15 protein-coding genes and 5 tRNA genes are annotated in these 21,221 nt (G+C 67.6%); 14 read left to right on the top strand and 6 right to left on the bottom strand.

Translation table 11 applies throughout. From position 1 onward, the window contains the following. Positions 1 to 94: 94 nt before the first annotated feature. The 5 genes from ppx to VGN58_RS05490 all read right to left on the bottom strand — a co-directional run bounded on the left by ppx (position 95) and on the right by VGN58_RS05490 (position 7,782). A complete protein-coding gene (gene ppx, locus VGN58_RS05510; protein ID WP_327482304.1) occupies positions 95 to 1,624 on the bottom strand; it encodes an exopolyphosphatase in 1,530 nt (509 codons plus the stop codon). A 63-nt stretch (positions 1,625 to 1,687) separates the two neighbouring features. After that, positions 1,688 to 3,772 (bottom strand): polyphosphate kinase 1, encoded by a 2,085-nt coding sequence (gene ppk1, locus VGN58_RS05505; RefSeq protein WP_327482303.1) that lies wholly within the window; start codon positions 3,770 to 3,772, stop codon positions 1,688 to 1,690. Continuing rightward, positions 3,769 to 5,109 (bottom strand): phosphate regulon sensor histidine kinase PhoR, encoded by a 1,341-nt coding sequence (gene phoR, locus VGN58_RS05500; RefSeq protein ID WP_327482302.1) that lies wholly within the window; start codon positions 5,107 to 5,109, stop codon positions 3,769 to 3,771. Before phoR ends, ppk1 begins: the two co-directional genes overlap by 4 nt. A 241-nt stretch (positions 5,110 to 5,350) precedes the next feature. Further along, a complete protein-coding gene (gene phoB / locus VGN58_RS05495) occupies positions 5,351 to 6,040 on the bottom strand; it encodes a phosphate regulon transcriptional regulator PhoB (RefSeq protein WP_055941959.1) in 690 nt (229 codons plus the stop codon). 101 nt (positions 6,041 to 6,141) lie between these two features. Further along, a complete protein-coding gene (locus VGN58_RS05490; RefSeq protein WP_327482301.1) occupies positions 6,142 to 7,782 on the bottom strand; it encodes a M48 family metalloprotease in 1,641 nt (546 codons plus the stop codon). 187 nt (positions 7,783 to 7,969) lie between these two features. Here VGN58_RS05490 and grxC point away from each other — a divergent pair, with 187 nt between their 5' ends. The 5 genes from grxC to VGN58_RS05465 all read left to right on the top strand — a co-directional run bounded on the left by grxC (position 7,970) and on the right by VGN58_RS05465 (position 13,259). Next, on the top strand, positions 7,970 to 8,260 hold the full coding sequence (grxC, locus tag VGN58_RS05485) for a glutaredoxin 3 (RefSeq protein ID WP_327482300.1): 291 nt from the start codon (positions 7,970 to 7,972) through the stop codon (positions 8,258 to 8,260). Beyond that, positions 8,257 to 8,652, top strand: coding sequence for a carboxymuconolactone decarboxylase family protein (locus VGN58_RS05480; RefSeq protein WP_327482299.1), 396 nt, complete (start codon positions 8,257 to 8,259; stop codon positions 8,650 to 8,652). Before grxC ends, VGN58_RS05480 begins: the two co-directional genes overlap by 4 nt. A gap of 238 nt (positions 8,653 to 8,890) precedes the next feature. After that, a complete protein-coding gene (locus VGN58_RS05475; protein WP_327482298.1) occupies positions 8,891 to 9,898 on the top strand; it encodes an isocitrate dehydrogenase in 1,008 nt (335 codons plus the stop codon). Between the two features lie 96 nt (positions 9,899 to 9,994). Beyond that, entirely contained in the window at positions 9,995 to 11,833 is a 1,839-nt protein-coding gene (locus tag VGN58_RS05470) for a sodium:solute symporter family protein (protein ID WP_327482297.1), read from the top strand. Positions 11,834 to 11,945: 112 nt separating this feature from the next. Further along, complete coding sequence (locus tag VGN58_RS05465) at positions 11,946 to 13,259, top strand: Na+/H+ antiporter NhaC family protein (RefSeq protein WP_327482296.1); 1,314 nt, start codon at positions 11,946 to 11,948, stop codon at positions 13,257 to 13,259. 51 nt (positions 13,260 to 13,310) lie between these two features. Here VGN58_RS05465 and VGN58_RS05460 read toward each other — a convergent pair whose 3' ends face one another. Continuing rightward, the gene (locus VGN58_RS05460) at positions 13,311 to 14,072 is read right to left on the bottom strand and encodes a Bax inhibitor-1/YccA family protein (RefSeq protein WP_422662749.1); all 762 of its coding nucleotides are present in this window, start codon (positions 14,070 to 14,072) and stop codon (positions 13,311 to 13,313) included. Between the two features lie 151 nt (positions 14,073 to 14,223). Here VGN58_RS05460 and VGN58_RS05455 point away from each other — a divergent pair. From VGN58_RS05455 to lon, 9 genes are all read left to right on the top strand, one after another. Further along, a tRNA-Pro gene (locus tag VGN58_RS05455) sits at positions 14,224 to 14,300 on the top strand. Between the two features lie 59 nt (positions 14,301 to 14,359). Beyond that, positions 14,360 to 14,436, top strand: a tRNA-Arg gene (locus tag VGN58_RS05450). A 35-nt stretch (positions 14,437 to 14,471) separates the two neighbouring features. Beyond that, positions 14,472 to 14,548 (top strand) — tRNA-His (locus VGN58_RS05445). Positions 14,549 to 14,623: 75 nt separating this feature from the next. After that, positions 14,624 to 14,699: transfer RNA gene (locus VGN58_RS05440), tRNA-Lys, on the top strand. Between the two features lie 80 nt (positions 14,700 to 14,779). Then, a tRNA-Leu gene (locus VGN58_RS05435) sits at positions 14,780 to 14,865 on the top strand. Positions 14,866 to 15,141: 276 nt separating this feature from the next. Continuing rightward, positions 15,142 to 16,434 carry a trigger factor gene (tig, locus tag VGN58_RS05430; protein WP_327482294.1) on the top strand — a complete coding sequence of 431 codons (1,293 nt, stop codon included), beginning with the start codon at positions 15,142 to 15,144 and terminating at the stop codon, positions 16,432 to 16,434. 75 nt (positions 16,435 to 16,509) lie between these two features. Beyond that, the gene (gene clpP, locus VGN58_RS05425) at positions 16,510 to 17,136 is read left to right on the top strand and encodes an ATP-dependent Clp endopeptidase proteolytic subunit ClpP (protein WP_327482293.1); all 627 of its coding nucleotides are present in this window, start codon (positions 16,510 to 16,512) and stop codon (positions 17,134 to 17,136) included. Positions 17,137 to 17,262: 126 nt separating this feature from the next. Next, entirely contained in the window at positions 17,263 to 18,546 is a 1,284-nt protein-coding gene (gene clpX / locus VGN58_RS05420) for an ATP-dependent Clp protease ATP-binding subunit ClpX (protein ID WP_327482292.1), read from the top strand. A gap of 182 nt (positions 18,547 to 18,728) precedes the next feature. Continuing rightward, on the top strand, positions 18,729 to 21,179 hold the full coding sequence (lon, locus tag VGN58_RS05415; protein WP_327482291.1) for an endopeptidase La: 2,451 nt from the start codon (positions 18,729 to 18,731) through the stop codon (positions 21,177 to 21,179). Positions 21,180 to 21,221: the final 42 nt, after the last annotated feature.

The raw sequence follows: 21,221 nt of genomic DNA, 5'->3' as shown, positions 1-21,221 counted from the left end.
GAGGTGGCATGGGGCGAAGGGGGTGACCACGCCGCAGAGCCGGGGCGGCTGCGAGTGTAACCTCAAGTCACAATTGACGGGCGGAGTCGACGTGCTAGGCCACGAACGGCTTGAACGCGACGCCCAGTCCCTGCATGTCCTCGGGTTCGCCGACCAGGTCGGAGCGGAGCAGGGGGCGCGAGTCGATCCACTTCTTGCTGACCACCAGGTCCAGGCGGTCGCCGCTGGCGGTCGCATCCAGGCGCGGAATGGCCTCGGCGTCGTGGGAGCGATGCAGCAGCACGGCCAGCCGCAGCAGCGCGGCCTTGCGCTTGGCGCTCAGCAGCAGGCGGTCGGGCAGGGCATCGAACGCGGTTTTCGGCACGCCGCGCCGGTGCGTGCGCACCAGCGCCGAGAGCACCTGCTGTTCCTGCCGCGAGAAGCCTTCGATGTCCGAATGCTCCAGCAGGTAGGCGCCGTGCACGTGATACTGGCTGTGCGCGATGGCCAGGCCGATCTCGTGCAGGCGCGCAGCCCAGCCGAGCATGCGGGCGTCGTCGTCGTTGAGGCCCCAGGCGCCCTCGACCTGCTCGAACAGGCGCATGACCGTGGCTTCCACGCGTGCGGCCTGGAATTCGTCGATACCGTAGCGCTGCATCAGCGCAGCGGTGGACAGGTCGCGCGGATCGTTGTCGCTGCCGCGGCCCAGCATGTCGAACAGGATGCCTTCCCGCATGGCCGCCTTGCTGACCATCAGACGCTGCAGGCCTAGCGCCTCGAAGGCGGCTTCCAGCACCAGCACGCCGCCGGCGATGATCGGGCGCCGGTCGCCGGACAGGCCGGGCAGGTCGATGTCCTCGATGCGGTCGGCCTGCAGCAGCTTCTCGCGCACCTGCGGCAGTGCCTCGGCGGTCACCGCGCCCTTGGTCAACTTCATCGCCGCGCAGATCTCGCCGATGGCCTTGTTGGTGCCGGACGAGCCGATCGCTTCCTGCCAGCCCAGGTTGCGGTACAGGCCGGCGAACTGCTGGAACTCGGCGCCGATCTCGGTGAGCGCTTCCTTCCAGCGCTTGCGCGACAGCTTGCCGCCGGGAAAGAACCGGCGCGTGCTGGCGATGCAGCCCGCCTGCAGGCTTTCGCGTTCCAGGGTCTCGAAGCCGCGGCCGATGATGAATTCGGTCGAGCCGCCGCCGATGTCGATGACCAGCCGCCGCTGCCCGGTCTTGGGCGGTTGCGCATGCGCCACGCCCAGGTAGATCAGGCGCGCTTCCTCGCGGCCGGAGACCACTTCGATGGGCTTGCCGAGCGCGGCTTCGGCGGCGACCAGGAACTCCTGGGGGTCGCGCAGCTGGCGCACGGTGTTGGTGGCCAGCGCACGGACGCGCGTGGCGGGAATGTCGCGGATGCGCTGGCCGAACCGCGACAGGCAGTCGAGCGCGCGCTGGCGGGCGGCGGAGGACAGGCCGCCCTTGTTGTCCAGGCCGTCGGCCATGCGCACGGTTTCGCGCAGGCGGTCGACCACGCGCAGCTGCCCGAGCAGCGAGCGCGCGACCACCATGTGGAAGCTGTTGGAGCCCAGGTCGATCGCGGCCAGCAGGTCCCCGTCCTTGAGCGGCGGGGAGGTGGGGGAGGTCATGGGCGCCATGCGGTCAGTTTAGCCAATGGCGACACGCATTGCTGCCATGCGACGACGCGAGGCGTCGTCGCATCACACCTTGGCCAGCAGCAGGCCCTGCGCCGAATGCGGCGCCTCGTCGCCGGGCGCCAGCTTCACGTAACTGCCGTCGGCCTGCAGTTCCCAGGCGTTGCAGTTGTCGTCCAGATAGTTCTGCAGCCCTTCCTTGAACACACGCGCCGCCAGGTCCTTGTCGAGGATCGGAAAACAGGTCTCCACGCGGTGCAGCAGGTTGCGTTCCAGCCAGTCGGCGCTGGCGCAGTACAGTTCCGGCGCGCCGTCGTTGCCGAACCAGTAGAGACGGCTGTGTTCGAGGAAGCGCCCGACGATGGAGCGCACCCGGATGTTGTCGGAAATGCCCGGTACGCTGGGACGCAGCGCACAGGCGCCGCGGACGATCAGGTCGATCCGCACGCCCGCCTGCGAGGCCGCATACAGTGCGCGGATGATGCGCGGCTCGTTGATGGCGTTGATCTTGGCGATGATGCGCGCCGGCTTGCCCGCCCGCGCCAGTCTGGCCTCGCGTTCGATCTTCTTGATCAGTCCCGGATGCAGCGTGAAGGGCGACTGCAGCAGCCGCTTCAGCTTGGTCGTGGGCGCCAGCCCCGAGAGCTGCTGGAACAGCAGGTGGACGTCGCTGCCGATGTCGGGGTCGGCGGTGAGCAGGCCGATGTCGGTGTACGCGCGCGCGGTGCCGCTGTGGTAGTTGCCGGTACCCAGGTGCACGTAACGCCGCAGCTTGCGGCCTTCGCGGCGCACGATCAGCAGCATCTTGGCGTGGGTCTTGTAGCCCACCACGCCGTAGACGACCTGGGCGCCGGCTTCCTGCAGCTTGTCGGCCACGCCCAGGTTGGCGTCCTCGTCGAAGCGCGCGCGCAGCTCCACCACCACGGTGACGTCCTTGCCGTTGCGCGCGGCCTGTACCAGCGCGTCGACGATGGCCGAGTCCTTGCCCGTGCGGTAGAGCGTCTGCTTGATGGCCAGCACATCAGGGTCCACCGCGGCCTGCTTGATCAGGTCCAGCACGGCGCCGAACGAATCGAACGGGTGGTGCAGCAGCACGTCGTCGTCGGCGATCTTCTCGAAGATCGCTTCGCTGTCGCGCAGCGGGCGCGGGGTGAACGCCGGGTACTTGAGTTCCGGCCGCTGCACCAGGTCGTACACCTGGATCACGCGGTTGAGGTTGACCGGGCCGTGGATCGGATACACGGCGTTGTCCGGCAGCGCGAAGTTCTGCAGCAACTGCCGCACGATGGGCTTGGGGCAGTCGTGCGCGATCTCCAGCCGCACGGCAGGGCGATAGCCGCGGCCGACCAGTTCGTCGCGCAATGCCAGCGCCAGGTTCTCAACTTCCTCTTCGTCCACGACCACTTCGGAGTTGCGGGTCACGCGGAACTGGTAGGAGCCCTTCACTTCCATGCCGGGGAACAGCTCGTCCACGAACACCGACAGCACGGACGACAGCAGGACGAAATCGTTCTCGCCGCCCGACACGCGCTGCGGCAGGTGGATGATGCGCGGCAGCGAGCGTGGCGCGCGCACGATGGCGAGATGGCCGGCGCGGCCGAACGCATCCTTGCCCTTCAGCACCACCACGATGTTGAGCGACTTGTTGAGGATCTTCGGGAACGGATGCGCTGGGTCCAGGCCGAGCGGCGACAGCACCGGCATGATCTCGTTGCGGAAGTACGCGCGCAGCCAGCGCGTCTGCCGCGCATTCCAGCTGTCGCGTCCGAACACGCGCACGCCGGCCTCGGCCAGGCCGGGGCGCAGCACCTCGTTCCAGCACTTGTACTGCGCATCGACCAGCTCGGCGGCGCGGTCGTGGATCTTGTTGAGTACCGTGGCCGGGCTCATGCCGTCGGCGCCCGGCGGCAGGCCGAAGTCGAGCGCATGCCGCACGGTGGCGGCGCGGATCTCGAAGAACTCGTCCAGGTTGGTGCACGAGATGCAGAGGAAGCGCAGGCGCTCCAGCAGCGGCACCGACGGATCCTGCGCCTGCGCCAGCACGCGGAAGTTGAAATCCAGTTGCGAGAGTTCACGGTTCAGGTAGAGCGCCGGGTCCCGCAGCGCGTCTTCGCCGGCGGGAAGGGGCGTGGTGTCCAGGGCGGCGTTCATGCGGTCTGGCGGTCCGTGGTGAGGGGGCTGAAGGCGTCGAGGCGGGGCTCCACGCGATCGGCGCCGAAGTGGATGGAGAACACGCTGCCCTGGCCGACTTCGCTCTCGATCTCGAGCCGGGCCTGGTGCAGGTTCAGCACGTGCTTGACGATCGACAGGCCCAGGCCGGTGCCGCCGCTTTCGCGCGAGCGGCTGGTGGAGACGCGGTAGAAGCGCTCGGTGATGCGCGGCAGGTGCGAGGCCGGGATGCCGTAGCCGGTATCGCGCACGCTGAGCACGGCGCCGTCGCCCTCGCGCGCGAAGCGCACGGTGATGGTGCCGCCGACCGGCGTGTAGCGCACGGCATTGCTGACCAGGTTGGAGAAGGCGCTGTGCAGTTCCTTGTTGGAGCCGGACAGGTCCAGGTTGGCCTCGTCCTGGATCACGATGGTGTGGCGGCGCTGGCTCAGCGCTTCGGCCTCGCGGCGCAGCGTGGCCAGCATCGGCGCCATGGCCACGTTCTCATCGGGCAGGCTGTCCTGCGCTTCCAGCCGCGACAGGGTCAGCAGGTCTTCCACCAGCTGGGTCATGCGCTGGGACTGCTTCTGCATCTCGCCGAGCATCGGTGCCCAGTCCGGGTGTTCGGCCGGTTCCAGCATGTCCAGGTAACCATGCACGACGGTCAGTGGCGTGCGCAGTTCGTGCGACACGTTGGCGACGAAGTCGCGGCGCATCTGTTCGAGCCGCAGCATCTTGCTGACGTCGCGCGCCACCAGCAGCCAGTACTCGTCGGAGTAGGGGATCAGGCGGAGGTTGAGGCGCAGGTCCGGATCGACCGGCGAGGCGGCGTCGAGCATCGGTTCGGCATTGCGGCCGGCGGCCAGCCAGTGCGACATCGGCAAGGGCTGCAGGCGGTCGCCGACGGGCGCGCCGATGTCGGTGGGGTACTGCAGGCCCAGCAGGCTGGTCGCGGCCTTGTTGAACCACTGCACGCGCTGGCTGTTGCGCTCGACCACCACCACCGCATCGGGCAGCGCGGCGGCGGCCGCGCGGTAGGCGCGCAGCATGTCGAGCAGGCGACGCTTGCGGGTGCGCATCTCGGCCTGGCCGCGGAACAGCAGGCGGTCCAGTTCGTTCCAGACGCCCTTGCCCTGTGCCGGCGCCAGCCGCTGCCGCGCGGTCAGGCGCAGCAGCACCTTGCGCAGCCGCCAGTAGTGCCAGGCCACCACGCCGAGGGCGGCGAGGGTGACCACCGGCCAGACCTGGCCGAGCAGCAGGCCGACCACGACCGCGAGCGCCAGGACCAGTACCAGCTGGCCGAGCGTCTTGAACCACGCGGAACGGATGTCGTGGGGCATGGACCGATTGTAGGCAGATGTGTATGACAGCAGGGGATGGGGCAGGGGGCGCGACTGCGTTTCCGTCATCCCGCTGCGTGCCGGGAGCCCTGTCGGGCGGTATTGGCCGTCGCGTCGGCGCCAGGCGGGCAACGGCAGATCAAGGTGGATCCCGGCGTGCGCCGGGATGACGGGCAAGGGCGGTACGCTCTTTCACTGATTCCCGATTCCCGATTCCCGATTCCCGATTCCCGCGACAACCTCACATCGCGGCCGAGAACCGGTAGCCGGACCCGCGCACGGTCTGCACCATGTTTTCCAGCCCGTGCGGCTCCAGAGTCTTGCGCAGGCGGCGGATGTGCACGTCGACGGTGCGTTCTTCCACGTAGACGCTGCCGCCCCACACGTGGTCGAGCAGCTGCGTGCGCGAGTAGACGCGCTCGGGGTGGGTCATGAAGAAGTGCAGCAGGCGGTACTCGGTGGGGCCGATGGCGACCGGCGTGTCGCCGGCGAACACGCGGTGGGCGGCGCCGTCGATGCGCAGGTTGCCGACCGCCACGCTGCCGTCCTCGTCGTCGTCGCGCGAGCGGCGCATCACGGCGCGGATGCGGGCCAGCAGCTCGCGCGCGGAGAACGGCTTGACCACGTAATCGTCCACGCCGGCTTCCAGCCCGCCGACGCGGTCGTTCTCCTCGCCGCGGGCGGTGAGCATGATGATGGGTACGTCGCGGGTCATGGCGTCCTTGCGCCAGCGGCGGGCCAGCTCCAGGCCGCTGGTGCCGGGCAGCATCCAGTCCAGCAGGATCAGGTCGGGCACGCGGTCGGCGATGGCGTTCTGGGCCTCGCGGGCGTCGCCGGCGTGGATCGGCTCGTATTCGCCCTTGCGGAGGGCGAACGCCACCATGTCGCGGATGGCGGGTTCGTCGTCGACGATCAGGATGTGCTTCTGCACGCAGGATCCGGGTGCGAGGGGGTACGGGAGCAGTAGACGACAATTTTGTGACGGTTACATGACATGCCGCCGGAGTGTCATGCTGCCGTGCCGCCCGTGCTTCAGCGGCGTTCCACGTCCGGGTCGCGGATTCCCTGGCGGCGCAGTTCCAGCACTTCCGGGGTGATGGCGGCGATGCGGGCATCGACCCGGGCGCGGGCGTAGAAGTCCAGGTCGCTCCGGGCCTTGAGATTCTGCAGCTGGATGAGGGCCTGCTCGGGTCGCCCGTTCAGGTAGGCGGCCTCGGCATAGGCCTCGCCGGCGCGGGCGGTGTCGCCGGCCAGTTCGTTGGCCCGGGCGAAGTGCTGCTGGAACACCGGATCGTCGCCGGCACGGGCCATCATGGGGCGCAGGATGGCCTGCGCGCGCTGCCCGGCCTCGCGGCCTCCCTGTTCGTTCAGCACCTTGGCGTAGGTCAGGGCCACCGGGCGGTTCTGCGGGTAGCGCTGCATCAGCGCGTCGAAGCGGCGGTTGGCCGCCGCGGCATTGCCGGTACGCGACTCGGCTTCGCCCAGCGTCAGGGACAGCCACAGGTTGTCGGGGTGCTCGTCGGCCAGCCGCTGCAGTTCGGCCAGCGCGGTGCGGGTATCGCCGCCCTGCAGATGCGCCACGGCCAGGCCGTAGCGCTCCGGTCCGCTCAAGGGCTTGCCGGCCTGCCGACGCAGGGTCTCGTACTCGCGGACGGCGGCCGACGGGGTGCTCGCGCTGAGCGCCCGCAGGCGTTCGCGGGCCCAGTCGAACTGGCCGCTGTCGCCCTGGCGGAAGGTCTGCGAGGGCAGGGTCACGGGGATCGGCAGCAGCGGGTTGTCGCTGCGGGTTTCCGGCAGGGTTACCGCATTGCGGTCGAAACGCTCGACCCGCTCTCCGCCGGGCACGCTGGTGACGGCCGTGACCTGGCTGCCGCGCAGCTGGTCGGCGCGCTGTCGCGCCTCGCTGATGCGGGTGGTGGTGACCGGGTGGGTCTGCAGGTAGTCCGGCACCTGTTCGCGACCGCTGCCGCGCGCCACCCGGGTCGCCTGCTGCAACTTGGCGAAGAAACCGGCCATCGCGTCGATGTCGTAGCCGGCGCGGGACAGGGTGCGGATACCGACCCGGTCGGCTTCGGATTCGTTGGAGCGGGTGTAGTCGATCTGGCGCTGCTGCATCAGGCCCATCGCGCTGGCGATGGCCGCCTGCGAGGCGTCGCCGCTGGAACTGCCGCCCGCCGCCTGCGCCAGCACGATGGCGCCCAGCATGCCGAGCAGGATCGGTACCTGGTCGCGCTGGGCGCGCTCCACTCCGCGCAGGACGTGTTGCTGGGTGACGTGGGCGATTTCGTGCGAGAGCACCGCGGCTACTTCGTCCTCGCGGTCGGCCGTCAGCACCAGGCCGGCGTTCATGCCGATGTAGCCGCCCAGCGTGGCGAAGGCGTTGATCTGCCGGTCGCGCATCATGAAGAAGGTGTAGGACTGCTGCGGGTTGTCGCTGTCCGCGCCGAGCCGGCCGCCGACGCCCTGCAGCCAGTCGGTGACCAGCGGGTCCTCGAGCAGGTAGCCGTAGTTGCGCAGTTCGCGCAGCATCATCCCGCCGTACTGGGCCTGCCGCGCCGGCGTCAGTAGCTCGCCCGCGGAGGAGCCGATGTCGGGCAGGCGGCTCTCCTGAGACGCCGCCAGCGGCGCCGCGAGGGCCAGGGTCAGGACGGTGGCGAGCAGCAAGGGACGCAAACGGAGCTCCGTGGCGGATAATGGGCGTCTTCATCAGGATGACCGGTCGTCGATCCGGGCGAGTGAATACGTGGTTAACCGGTCCGGTTCCGGTTCGCACTGTTCCACTTCGTTCACTGGAAGACGGCGCGGCCTGCCCGATATTGGCTGGGACCGCCTCTCGTCCCTTTCGTTCCGGAGACCTCCCTTGAGCGACACCCCACAGGGCGCCACCGCGCCGCAGATCACCCTCTACAGCACCGCCATCTGCCCGTACTGCGTGGCGGCCAAGAACTTCCTGAAGAGCAAGGGCCAGACCTGGACCGAGGTACGGATCGACCTGGACCCGGCCGAGCGCGAGAAGATGATCGCCACCGCCAAGCGCACCAGCGTGCCGCAGATCTTCGTGGGCGACGTGCACGTGGGCGGCTACGACGACATGATCGCGCTGCACCGCGCCGGCAAGCTGGATGCCCTGCTGTCGGGAGAGGCCGCATGAGCGCCGCCGACGACAGCCAGGACCGGGTGAAGGCGTTCACCGAATTCCGCCAGCGGATGAACAAGCGCATCCTGGACGAGCCGAACCAAGTGGTGCGCCGCTTTTTCGCGCTGGACACCCAGACCTACCAGGCCGGCGCGCTGGACGTGAAGACCAAGGAGCTGCTGGGGCTGGTCGCGTCGATGGTGCTGCGTTGCGACGACTGCATCAGTTACCACGTCGCCCAGTGCAAGGAGGCGGGGGTGACGCGCGAGGAGTTCTTCGAGACCTTCTCGGTGGGCCTGGTGGTGGGCGGCTCCATCGTCATCCCGCACCTGCGCCGCGCAGTGGACCTCCTCGATCAGCTGGAAGGCGGACAGGCAGACGCGCCGGCCGCGCACGACCACGGTTGAGGCTTCTTCCTCCCCCTTAGAGGGGAAGGCCGGGAACGGGAGGCGGCTGCACCCGGCTCCGCCATCGCCCGATACGTGCCGCACCACCCCCGCCGAACCCCTCTTGAAGGGGAGGGTTCAGACCATGGTCGATTTGGGTCCGCATGGGCCCGTCGGGCATAATTGGTGGACACCTCCTCCCTTTCTGCACGCGTCGCGGCCCCGTCCGGCGCGCGCCCCTGTTCGGAAACCCCACTCAATGACCCAGACGATTACGGTGATCCGCGGCGACGGTATCGGCCCGGAGATCATGGACGCCACCCTGTATGTGCTGGATGCACTCAAGGTCGGCCTGGCCTACGAAGAGGCCGATGCCGGCCTGGTCGCGCTGGAGAAGCACGGCGACCTGCTGCCGCAGGCCACGCTGGATTCGATCCGCAAGAACGGCGTCGCCTTGAAGAGCCCGCTGACCACGCCCGTAGGCGAGGGCTTCAGTTCGATCAACGTGGCGCTGCGCCGCCACTTCGACCTGTACGCCAACGTGCGTCCGGCCAAGTCGTTCCCGAACACCAAGTCGCGCTTCCCGGACGGCGTGGACCTGATCACCGTGCGCGAGAACACCGAGGGCGCTTACATCGGTGAAGGCCAGTCGATCTCGGAAGACGGCGAAACCGCGCTGCTGACGCAGAAGATCACCCGCAAGGGATCCGAGCGCATCGTGCGCTACGCCTACGAGCTGGCCCGCAAGACCGGCCGCAAGAAGGTCACCATCGTCCACAAGGCGAACATCCTGAAGACGACCTCGGGCCTGTTCCTGAAGGTCGCGCGCGAAGTCGCCGCGCAGTACCCCGAGATCCAGACCAACGAGATGATCGTGGACAACACCTGCATGCAGCTGGTGATGCGTCCGGAGCAGTTCGACATCATCGTCACCACCAACCTGTTCGGCGACATCATCTCCGACCTGTGCGCCGGCCTGGTGGGTGGCCTGGGCCTGGCCCCGGGCGCCAACATCGGTGCCGACGCGGCGATCTTCGAAGCCGTCCACGGCTCGGCGCCGGACATCGCCGGCAAGGGCGTGGCCAATCCCTGCGCGCTGCTGCTGGGCGCGGCGCAGATGCTCGACCACCTGGGCCAGCCCGAGAAGGCCGAGCGCCTGCGCGCGGCGATCATCGCCACGCTCGAGGCCAAGGATTCGCTGACCCCGGACCTGGGCGGCGAGGGCACCACCATGTCCTTCGCCAAGGCGATCGCCAGCCGCGTCTGAGCATGGCGCGCGCATCTCCGCGCGTCGCGGCGCGGAGATGCGGTTTGGCCCCCCGCATCGCGTGGGGTATGCTCGATCCAATGTTCCTCATGACGCATGCCGTCGCGCCCGATGGGATCGCTGGCGGTCATTGACTGGACCATCGTCGCGGCCTACCTGGTGGCCGCGCTCCTCGTAGGCGCCTGGGTGTCCCGCACGGCGGGGCGTTCCGTGGAGTCGTACTTCGTCGCGGACCGGTCGCTGCCGTGGTGGTGGCTGGGCACCTCGATGGCCGCCACCACGTTCGCGGCCGATACGCCGCTGGTGGTGGCGGGGCTGGTCGCCAGGCATGGCGTCGCCGGCAACTGGCTGTGGTGGTCCTGGGCGATCTCGCACGTGTCGGTGGCGGTGGTGTTCGCCGCGCTGTGGCGCCGCTCGCGCATCCTCACCGACGCCGAACTGATCGAACTGCGTTACGCCGGGCGATCCGGCGCCTGGTTGCGCGGTTTCAAGGCGGCCTTCTTCGCCATTTTCATCAACGCCATCATCCTGGGCTGGGTGGTCCGGGCGATGGTGAAGATCGCGGCGCCCTTCGTGGACTGGCCCGCCTGGCTGGGCCCGGAAGCCGTGGCAGGATTCGCCGCGCTGTGGCCCGAAACACTGCTGGTCGGCACGCCCGGCGACACGATCACCGTGCTGGTGCTGTTCGGCGTGATCGGCGTCTACTCGAGTCTGGGCGGCATCCGAGGCGTCATCCTGACCGATCTGGTGCAGTTCGCGATGGCGCTGGTGGGCGGCACCCTGTTCGCGTGGTTCGCCATCGATCATGTCGGCGGGCTGCAGGGGCTGCGGGACGGGCTGGCGCGGCATTACGACGTGAACGCGCTGCTCGCGTTCGTGCCTGCGCAGGACGCCGCCTGGCTGCCGCTGCACGTCTTCCTCATCTACGTGGCCGTGCAATGGTGGGCGCAGTACTACAGCGACGGCAGCGGTTATCTGGCACAGCGCCTGTTCACGGCGCGCGATGAGCGTCATGCGGTCGGTGGCGCCCTGTGGTTCGTGGTGCTGAACTACGCCGTGCGCACCTGGCCCTGGGTGCTGGTCGCGCTGGTGGCGTTGCTGGTGTTTCCGCTGGGTGCACCGGGCGAAGGGGCCGCCGGCGTGGTCGCGAACGATCGCGAAATGGCGTATCCGGTCCTGATGGCGCAACTGCTGCCGGCCGGCGTGCTGGGCCTGCTGTTCGCCTCGCTGCTGGCGGCGTTCATGAGTACGGTGGACACCCACCTCAACTGGGGGGCGAGTTACCTCACCCACGACCTCTATCGGCGCTTCGTCGATCCTGACGCCAGCCAGTCGCGCCTGGTCTGGATAAGCCGCCTGGCGGTGCTGCTGCTCGCCGCGATGGGCGTGGTGGTGGCCTCGCGGATCGACAGCATCGAGCAGGCGTGGCGGTTCTTCATCGCGCTGGGCGCGGGCCTGGGGTTGCCGTCGATGCTGCGGTGGTTCTGGTGGCGCGCCAACGCATGGACCGAAATCGTCGGCATCGTGGCGGCGGTGATGTCCGCTATGGTGCTTTATCCGCTCTTCCCCGATGCGCGCGCCGAACACCTGCTGGTCGCCATCGTCGGCATCGCGACGACCTGCGCGCTGGTGGCCACCTGCCTGACGCCGCCGGTGCCGCGTGAGCATCTGGCGGCTTTCGTCCACCGCGTACGTCCACCGGGATGCTGGCATGGCCTGCCGGGGGCTGCGCCGAAGGAGGCGATGCTCTGGTTGGGTGCGGCGTGGCTGGCCGGCAACGCCGGCGTCTTCGCGCTGATGTTCGGCATCGGCCATCTGCTGCTTGGCCCACGTGCGCTGGGCGCTTCGCTGGCGCTGGGCGGGCTGCTCCTGCTGTGGGCGACGCTGTCGGCCAGCGCGCGCTATCGCCTGGCCAGCGGATTGCAGGACGGCTGACGCGACAACCGATCCGCGGCGTCCCGTTTTTGTTTGCGTATGTCCCATCCATGAGGTTGGATGCGAGGCGAAGGGCACGCACAATCCGCGGCCCACGCAGAAGGTCCCGTTCATGTCCGTCCGTCCGAGCGCGCTGGCGCTGACTCCGCTGCTGCTGTTCCTGGCGCTGTTCTTCGGCGCGGGCCTGTATTACACGGCGCAGGGAGAGGCCATGGGCTTCTACCAGTTGCGCGCGCCGGTGGCGATCCTGCCGGCGCTCGCGCTGGGGGTGTGGCTCGCGCGCCGGCGTGGTCTGCCGGCGCAACAGACGTTGCTGCAGGGGATGGGCGACAGCAACGTCATGCTGATGTGCCTGATCTTCCTGCTGGCGGGCGCGTTCGCCACCGTGTCGAAAGCCATCGGCGCCGTCGATGCGGTCGTCGCATTGGGGCTGGGCGCGCTGCCGGCCAACCTGATCCTGCCGGGATTGTTCCTGGTGGCGGCCTTCGTCTCGCTGTCCATCGGCACGTCGATGGGCACGGTCGCGGCGGTGGTGCCCATCGCGTTGGGCGTGGCCGACGCGGCGGGACTCGACCGCGTGCTCGTCGTCGGCGCGGTGCTGGGCGGGGCGATGTTCGGCGACAACCTGTCGATCATCTCCGACACGACCATTGCCGCCACCCGCAGCCAGGGCGCGGAGATGCGCGACAAGTTCCGTGAAAACTTCAGGATCGCGCTGCCGGCGGCCATCGCGACCCTGGTCCTGCTCGGCGTGCTGGGCGACGCGGCACCGGTCGAAGCGCCGGGCGACGCATCGCCGTGGCTGGTGCTGCCCTACCTGATGGTGCTGGGACTGGCGCTGGCCGGGCTGGACGTGGTGCTGGTCCTGGCCATCGGGCTGGTCGCCTCCGGCCTGTTCGGCTTCGCGATGGCGCAGGACTACGATGCCGTCTCGTTCGCCGGCGACATCTACGTGGGATTCGAGGGCATGGTGGAGATCACCCTGCTGTCCATCCTCATCGGCGGACTGGCCGCGCTGATCAAGGCGACGGGCGGCCTAGCCTGGCTTGCCCAGGTCATCGCCACGTTCGCCCGCGGCCATACCGGTCGGCGCTCGGGCGAGTTGAGCATCGCCGCGCTCGCGGCCGGTTCGGACGCGCTGACGGCCAACAACACCGTCGCCATCCTGGTGACCGGCAGCCTGGCCAAGGACATCGCCCAGCGCCACGGCATCAGTCCGAGACGCGCGGCCAGCGTGCTCGATATCTTCGCCTGCATCGTGCAGGGCGTGTTGCCGTACGGTGCGCAGATCCTGCTGGCGGCGTCGCTGGCGGCCGTCTCGCCGCTCGCACTGGCCGGCAGCGTGCAGTACTGCTGGCAGCTTGCCGTGTCCGCGCTGGTCTTCATGCTGTGGCCGTCGCGTCGTCCGGTGCAGGCGACGGAATGAAAACGGGGCGCCTGTGCGCCCCGTTCCCTGCATCGTCTCGAGTGTGGAAACTCAGTCGCGCGACTGCAGCTTCGACAGAAGACGCAGCAGCTCCAGATACAGCCAGACCAGCGTGACCATCAGGCCGAACGCGCCATACCACTCCATGTACTTCGGTGCGCCCTGTTCCACGCCGCTTTCGATGAAGTCGAAATCCAGCACCAGGTTAAGCGAGGCGATGACCACCACGAACAGGCTGAAGCCGATGCCGACCAGTCCGGATTCGTGAATCATCGGGATCCTGATGCCGAAAAAGCCCAGCGCGATGCTGGCCAGATAGACCAGCGCGATGCCGCCGGTCGCCGCCACCACGCCCAGCTTGAAGTTCTCGGTCGCCTTGATCAGGCCGCTGCGGTAGGCGAACAGCAACGCGAACAGGATGCCGAAGGTCAGCATGACCGCCTGCATCACGATGCCGTCGAACTTCGCGTTGTAGACCGCCGAGATCGCGCCCAGGAAGAATCCTTCCACCAGCGCGTACAGCGGCGCGGTGACGGGCGACCAGGTCTTCTTGAAGATGGTGATCAGCGCCAGGATGAAGCCGCCGATCGCGCCACCCCACATGTACAGCGCGAATCCCGGCGCGGGCAGGCCGTCCGTTCCGAGCGCCTGGTTCCAGGAGAACGCCGCCGTCAGCACGGTCAGCAACAGCAGGATGCCGGTCTTGTTGACCGTCCCGTTGAGCGTCATCGCCTCGCCGTCGCGCGAGACGACCGCCCCGCTGCCGAGGTCGAGGAACGTGGATTCCTTCAATGCCGGATTGCCGCTGCGTATCATGGTTCCCTCACGTGGTTGCCGGACGTCTGTCCCCAGCGCATGAGCATATCGCAGGCCGTGGTCGATCACGTTCCGTTTGACAGCCGGGCCATGGATTCCGACAATACGCGAACTCGTTGGCGTCCAGACGCCACGCCGGGACCCTCGTCGGGGTATAGCGCAGTCTGGTAGCGCATCTGCTTTGGGAGCAGAGGGTCGGGGGTTCGAATCCCTCTACCCCGACCAGTCTGAATGTACCGCCAGAGTGTGTTCCGGCAGGGCGGGGATGCGACAATCCGGACCGGGCGCCCGTAGCTCAACCGGATAGAGCACCGGCCTTCTAAGCCGGCGGTTACAGGTTCGAGTCCTGTCGGGCGCGCCACTCCGGTGCGATCCGGGAGGATGCAGGTTTCAGTGGTGGCTGTAGCTCAGCTGGTTAGAGTACTGGATTGTGATTCCAGATGTCGGGGGTTCGAGTCCCCTCAGCCACCCCACTGATTCAAGGACACCCGCGGTGCGGGGGTTCACAGAAAAAAGCGATGCGGTTACACTACGCGTCTGATGTTTCGGGGCCGTTAGCTCAGTTGGTAGAGCAGTTGACTCTTAATCAATAGGTCCAAGGTTCGAATCCTTGACGGCCCACCAAACCCGAGACGCCCGGCCGAAAGCCGGGCGTTTTTTATTGTCGGTCGCGCCACATCGGCCGCTACAATGCGACGCCCACTGCGAAAGTGGCGGAATTGGTAGACGCACTGGATTTAGGTTCCAGCGGGTAACCCCCGTGAGGGTTCGAGTCCCTCCTTTCGCACCACGGCCTGTCGCATGGCCCGGGCGCCAGCGCGCCGCAGCGCGCCTGAGGGACCGCCGCCCCACGGGCGCACGGTCCGGCTGGCGGCGTTCCCGCCTTCGGCCTGTACATGACGGCAATGGGCAGGGAACGCCGGCGTTCCTGCGCCGACCGCTGGCAGGCCGCTCCGGAATCGGCGAAACTAGCAAGTTCCGCCGGGCAGGCCTTCCGCCTTGTCCCAGGCGTCCCGGATTCATCAACATCGCCCCGGCCCCGCCGTGGCCGCAGGAGTCAGTGAGTATGCAAGTTTCGGTCGAATCGGTCGGCAACCTCGAGCGCCGCATGAGCTTCAGCCTGCCGGCGGAGCGTCTGGACACCCATATCGGCGGCCGCCTGCGCGAGCTGTCGCGCACCGCGCGCATCAAGGGCTTCCGCCCCGGCAAGGTGCCGGCCAAGGTCATCGAGCAGCGTTTCGGCGACCAGGTGCGTGCCGAGGCCCTCGACGGCCTGCTGCGCGAGACCTTCAACAACGCCGTGCGCGAGCAGGAACTGCAGCTGGCCGGCAGCCCGCGGATCGAGAAGCAGGGCGAGGGCGAGCTGGATTTCGTCGCCACGTTCGAAGTAGTGCCGGAGTTCGGCGACATCGACGTCGCCAAGCTGAGCGTGGTGCGCAATACCGCCGAAGTGACCGACGCCGACATCGACCAGATGATCGACAACCTGCGCATGCAGCGTCGTACGTTCCAGGTGGTCGAGCGCGGCGCGAAGGACGGCGACCGCGTGGCGCTGGAAACCTGGTCGCAGGCCGGCGATGAGCGCATGCCCGCCGAGGGTTTCGAAAAGGGCGCCACGCTGATCGGCTCGGGCGTGATGTTCGGTGAAATCGAGCAGGCGCTGGTGGGTCTTGCGAAGGGCGACGAGAAGACGGTGTCGGTGACGTTCCCGGCCGACTGGCGCGTGCCGCAGCTGGCGGGCCGGCAGGTCAAGGTGCACGTCAAGGTCACCGAGGTGGCCGAGTCGGTGCTGCCCGAGGTCGACCGCGAGTTCATCCGCAGCTTCGGCGTGAAGAGCGGCGACGCCGAGCAGTTCCGTGCCGACATCCGCAGCAACCTGGAGCGCGAGCTCAAGGGCGCGCTGATGACCCGTCTGCGCCGTGAAGTCGGCGAGCAGCTCATCGCCGCCTACGCCCACGTCGAGATGCCGCCGCGCCTGGTCGAGAACGAGGCCCGCGTGATGGTCCAGCAGGCCGCCGAACAGGCACGCCGCCAGGGCCAGAACGTGCAGATCCCGGACAATGCCCATGAAGGCTTCCTCGACGCGGCCCGCAAGCGCGTGCTGGTCGGCCTGCTGGTGGGCGAGGTGGCGCGCCGCAACCAGCTGCGCTTGGACCCGAAGCGCCTGAACGAGACGCTGCGCCTGATCGCCTCGACCTACGAAGAGCCCGAGCAGGTCATTGAGTTGTACCGCAACGACCCCCAACTGATGAACAGTCTGCAGGGCCGTGTGATGGAGGAGCAGGTGATCGACTGGATCGCCGAGCGCGCCCAGCACACCGAGCAGGCGCTTTCCTTCCAGGAAGCCATCCGCAACTGATCCGGGCGCCCGCCCGGGCAGAAGGTCCGGCTATCCTAGGCCGGACCTTCCCACGAACGACAGGCGCGAGAACCGATGAGCATTCAAACCCAAGCCCTCAACCTGGTGCCGATGGTGGTCGAACAGACCAGCCGCGGCGAGCGCGCCTACGACATCTATTCCCGCCTGCTGAAAGAACGCGTGATCTTCCTGGTCGGCGGCGTGGACGACCACGTGGCGAACGTGATCGTGGCGCAGATGCTCTTCCTCGAAGCCGAAAATCCCGAGAAGGACATCAGCCTGTACATCAACTCGCCCGGTGGCGTGGTGACGGCCGGCATGGCGATCTACGACACCATGCAGTACATCAAGCCCGACGTCAGCACGATCTGCGTGGGCCAGGCGGCCAGCATGGGCGCGCTGCTGCTGGCGGCGGGCGCGAAGGGCAAGCGGTACGCGCTGCCGAATTCGCGCGTGATGATCCACCAGCCGCTGGGCGGCTTCCAGGGACAGGCGACGGACATCGACATCCATGCCCGCGAGATCCTGACGCTGCGCGCCAAGCTGAACGCCATCCTGTCCCACCACACCGGGCAGTCGCTGGAAACCATCGAGCGCGACACCGAGCGCGACAACTTCAAGAGCGCGGCGGATTCGCAGGCTTACGGCCTGGTCGACCAAGTGCTCGAGCGCCGTCCGGAAGACACCATCCAGTCGGCCTGATCCCCGGATTGCCGGTTTTCAGGCACAAATCCCCCTGTTCACCGTCCCGGCCGACAAGCCGGGACCGTGTGCTATTCTCCGACCGAAAGCCCTTCCGGGCGGGTTGAGCGACCGAGTAATACCAGCATGAGCGAAGATCGTCAGGGCCGTTCCGGCGACAGCACCAAAATCCTGTACTGCTCGTTCTGCGGGAAGAGCCAGCATGAGGTGCGCAAGCTGATCGCGGGCCCCAGCGTGTTCATCTGCGATGAATGCGTGGAGCTGTGCAACGACATCATCCGTGAGGAGCTGGAAGAGAAGGCGCAGTCCGCCCGCAGCCACCTGCCCAAGCCGCGCGAGATCCTCGAGGTCCTGGACCAGTACGTGATCGGCCAGAACCGGGCCAAGCGCACGCTGGCCGTCGCGGTCTACAACCACTACAAGCGCATCGAGAGCCGCAGCAAGAACGACGAGGTCGAACTGGCCAAGTCGAACATCCTGCTGGCCGGCCCGACCGGTTCGGGCAAGACGCTGCTGGCCGAAACGCTGGCGCGCCTGCTCAACGTGCCGTTCACCATCGCCGACGCCACCACCCTGACCGAAGCCGGTTACGTGGGCGAGGACGTCGAGAACATCATCCAGAAGCTGCTGCAGAAGTGCGATTACGATGTCGACAAGGCGCAGCAGGGCATCGTCTACATCGACGAGATCGACAAGATCTCGCGCAAGAGCGAGAACCCCTCGATCACCCGCGACGTGTCGGGCGAAGGCGTGCAGCAGGCGCTGCTCAAGCTGATCGAAGGCACGGTCGCCAGCGTGCCGCCGCAGGGTGGCCGCAAGCATCCGCAGCAGGAATTCCTGCAGGTCGACACCAAGAACATCCTGTTCATCTGCGGCGGCGCGTTCGCCGGCCTGGACAAGATCATCCAGCAGCGCAGCACCGAAGCCGGGGGCATCGGCTTCGGCGCCAAGGTGAAGAGCTCCGAGAAGAAGTCGGAGGTCGGCAAGGTGCTGTCGGAAGTCGAGCCGGAGGACCTGATCAAGTTCGGCCTGATTCCCGAGTTCGTCGGCCGCCTGCCGGTCGTCGCCACGCTCGAAGAGCTGGACGAGACCGCGCTTGTCAAGATCCTGACCGAGCCCAAGAACGCCATCACCAAGCAGTTCAAGAAGCTGTTCGAGATGGAGGGCGTGGAGCTGGAGTTCCGGCCCGATGCGCTGTCGGCGATCGCGCGCAAGGCGCTGAAGCGCAAGACCGGCGCGCGCGGCCTGCGCACCATCGTCGAATCGGTGCTGCTGGACACCATGTACGAGCTGCCCTCGCTGGAGAACGTCAGCAAGGTGGTGGTGGACGAGTCGGTGATCGAGCACAAGTCCGAGCCGTACCTGATCTATCAGAATCCGCCGACCCAGAAGGTCGCCTCGGCCGAGTGATCCGGCCAGATGCTGGTCCTCTGACAGGCGCCCTCGTGGCGCCTGTTCAGTTTGGCCGCGCAATCGCACGTCGCCGGTCCCCCTAGGGTTTTGGCGACGCTCTTGCATCCCATGGGCGATGGCCCCATAACGGGCCCATTGGTGCCCGCGCACCCCTGCATTCCGCACCTGCTGGAGCCCCCATGCCCCGCCGTCCCCAGACTGAAATCCTCGACCTGCCGGTCCTGCCGCTCCGCGACGTGGTGGTGTTCCCGCACATGGTCATCCCGCTGTTCGTCGGCCGCGACAAGTCCATGCGTGCGCTCGAACAGGCGATGGAAGCCGACAAGCGCATCATCCTGCTGGCACAGAAGTCCGCCGAGACGGACGATCCCGCCGCCGCCGATCTGTACACCGTCGGCACGTTGGCGCAGGTACTGCAGTTGCTGAAGCTGCCCGATGGCACGATCAAGGTGCTGGTCGAGGGCACCGCGCGCGTCAGCGTCTCGAACGTGGTCGAGCGCGATGGCTCGCTGTACGGGCAGGGCGAGGAGATCGATTCCACTGACGCCCGCGAACCGCGCGAGATCGAGGCCGTCGCGCGCTCGCTGATGGGCCTGTTCGAGCAGTACGTCAAGACCAACCGCAAGCTGCCGCCCGAACTGCTGCAGACCCTGGCCGGCATCGACGAGCCCAGCCGCCTGGCCGACACCATCGCCGCGCACCTCGGCGTGCGCCTGAGCGACAAGCAGCGCCTGCTGGAGACGGTCGAAGTCGGTGAGCGGCTGGAGCTGCTGGTCGGCTTCGTCGACGGCGAGATCGACGTGCAGCAGCTGGAGAAGCGCATCCGCGGTCGCGTGAAATCGCAGATGGAGAAGAGCCAGCGCGAGTACTACCTCAACGAGCAGATGAAGGCCATCCAGAAGGAACTGGGCGAGCTGGACGAGGCACCCAACGAACTGGAAGAGCTCGCACGCAAGATCGCCGCCGCCGGCATGCCCAAGCCCGTCGAGACCAAGGCGCGCAACGAGCTCAACAAGCTCAAGCAGATGTCGCCCATGTCGGCCGAGGCGGCTGTCGTCCGCAACTACCTGGACTGGCTGCTCGGCGTGCCGTGGAACAAGCGCACCAAGGTCCGCAAGGATCTCAAGGTCGCGCAGGACACGCTGGATGCCGACCACTACGGTCTGGAGAAGGTGAAGGAGCGCATCCTCGAATACCTGGCCGTGCAGTCGCGGGTGAAGAAGCTGCGTGGCCCGATCCTGTGCCTGGTCGGTCCGCCGGGCGTCGGCAAGACCTCGCTCGGCCAGAGCATCGCCAAGGCCACCAACCGCAAGTTCGTGCGCATGTCGCTGGGCGGCGTGCGCGACGAGGCGGAAATCCGCGGGCATCGCCGCACCTACGTCGGCTCCATGCCGGGCCGCATCGTGCAGAACCTCAACAAGACCGGCAGCAAGAATCCGCTGTTCGTGCTGGACGAGATCGACAAGATGTCGATGGACTTCCGCGGCGATCCTTCGTCCGCGCTGCTCGAGGTGCTGGACCCGGAGCAGAACAACGCGTTCAACGACCACTATCTCGAAGTCGATCTCGACCTGTCGGAAGTGATGTTCGTCGCCACCTCCAATTCGCTCAACATTCCCGGTCCGCTGCTCGACCGCATGGAAGTCATCCGCATCCCCGGTTATACCGAGGATGAGAAGGTCAACATCGCCCAGCGCTACCTGGTGCCGAAGCAGTTGAAGGCGAACGGTCTGAAGGCGGACGAGTTGAAGATCGCCGAAGGCGCCATCCGCGACCTGGTGCGCTACTACACGCGCGAATCCGGCGTGCGCAACCTCGAGCGCGAAGTCGCCAAGATCTGCCGCAAGGTGGTGAAGGAGATCGCGCTTGCCGGGCCCAGGCCGGCCAAGAAGAAAGCGGCCGCCATGCAGGTCGGCTCGAAGAATCTGGAGAAGTACGCCGGCGTGCGCCGTTACGACTTCGGTCGCGCCGAAGAGCAGAACGAGATCGGTCTGGTCACCGGCCTGGCTTGGACGGAAGTCGGCGGCGACCTGCTGCAGATCGAGGTCGCGCTGGTACCGGGCAAGGGCGGCATGCTGCTGACCGGCCAGCTCGGCGACGTGATGAAGGAGTCCGGCTCCGCCGCGATGTCCGTGGTGCGTGGTCGCGCCGTGAGCCTGGGTGTGGATGCGGAGTTCCTGCAGAAGCACGACGTGCACCTGCACGTGCCCGATGGCGCGACGCCGAAGGACGGTCCGAGTGCGGGCATCGCGATGGTGACCGCATTGGTGTCCGCGCTGACCAGGAATCCCGTGCGCGCGGACGTGGCGATGACCGGCGAGATCACGCTGCGCGGCCGCGTCACCGCGATCGGCGGGCTCAAGGAGAAACTGTTGGCGGCGCTGCGTGGCGGCATCACCACCGTCATCATCCCCGACGAGAACAAGAAGGACCTGGCCGACATTCCCGCCAACGTCACCGACGGCCTCAAGATCGTGCCGGTGAAGTGGATCGACGAAGTGTTGGACCTGGCCCTCGAGCGGCCGCTCGCACCCGTTCCCGCTGCTGGCGGCGACGGTGGCGGACGCGTGGTGCCCGCCACCAAGAAAGAGCGCGGCAAGGGGTCGCATCAGCCCGGCGTCAAGCACTGAGGAAGATGCTCGGCGATGCCTGTCATCGCCCTGAAACCCGCG

The organism is Pseudoxanthomonas sp., from assembly GCF_035999195.1.
In the GTDB taxonomy this organism is placed as follows: Bacteria; Pseudomonadota; Gammaproteobacteria; order Xanthomonadales; family Xanthomonadaceae; genus Pseudoxanthomonas_A.
Note: the sequence above shows the minus strand (reverse complement) of the source record. Positions and strands in the feature narration are given on the sequence as shown.

Coding starts and splice junctions, on each gene's coding strand:
- ppk1 (WP_327482303.1), bottom strand. CDS start 3,772: ATGAACGCCGCCCTGGACACCACGCCCCTTCCCGCCGGCGAAGACGCG.
- ppx (WP_327482304.1), bottom strand. CDS start 1,624: ATGGCGCCCATGACCTCCCCCACCTCCCCGCCGCTCAAGGACGGGGAC.
- VGN58_RS05470 (WP_327482297.1), top strand. CDS start 9,995: ATGCCGTCGCGCCCGATGGGATCGCTGGCGGTCATTGACTGGACCATC.
- lon (WP_327482291.1), top strand. CDS start 18,729: ATGCCCCGCCGTCCCCAGACTGAAATCCTCGACCTGCCGGTCCTGCCG.
- clpX (WP_327482292.1), top strand. CDS start 17,263: ATGAGCGAAGATCGTCAGGGCCGTTCCGGCGACAGCACCAAAATCCTG.
- VGN58_RS05465 (WP_327482296.1), top strand. CDS start 11,946: ATGTCCGTCCGTCCGAGCGCGCTGGCGCTGACTCCGCTGCTGCTGTTC.
- phoR (WP_327482302.1), bottom strand. CDS start 5,109: ATGCCCCACGACATCCGTTCCGCGTGGTTCAAGACGCTCGGCCAGCTG.
- clpP (WP_327482293.1), top strand. CDS start 16,510: ATGAGCATTCAAACCCAAGCCCTCAACCTGGTGCCGATGGTGGTCGAA.
- tig (WP_327482294.1), top strand. CDS start 15,142: ATGCAAGTTTCGGTCGAATCGGTCGGCAACCTCGAGCGCCGCATGAGC.
- VGN58_RS05475 (WP_327482298.1), top strand. CDS start 8,891: ATGACCCAGACGATTACGGTGATCCGCGGCGACGGTATCGGCCCGGAG.
- VGN58_RS05480 (WP_327482299.1), top strand. CDS start 8,257: ATGAGCGCCGCCGACGACAGCCAGGACCGGGTGAAGGCGTTCACCGAA.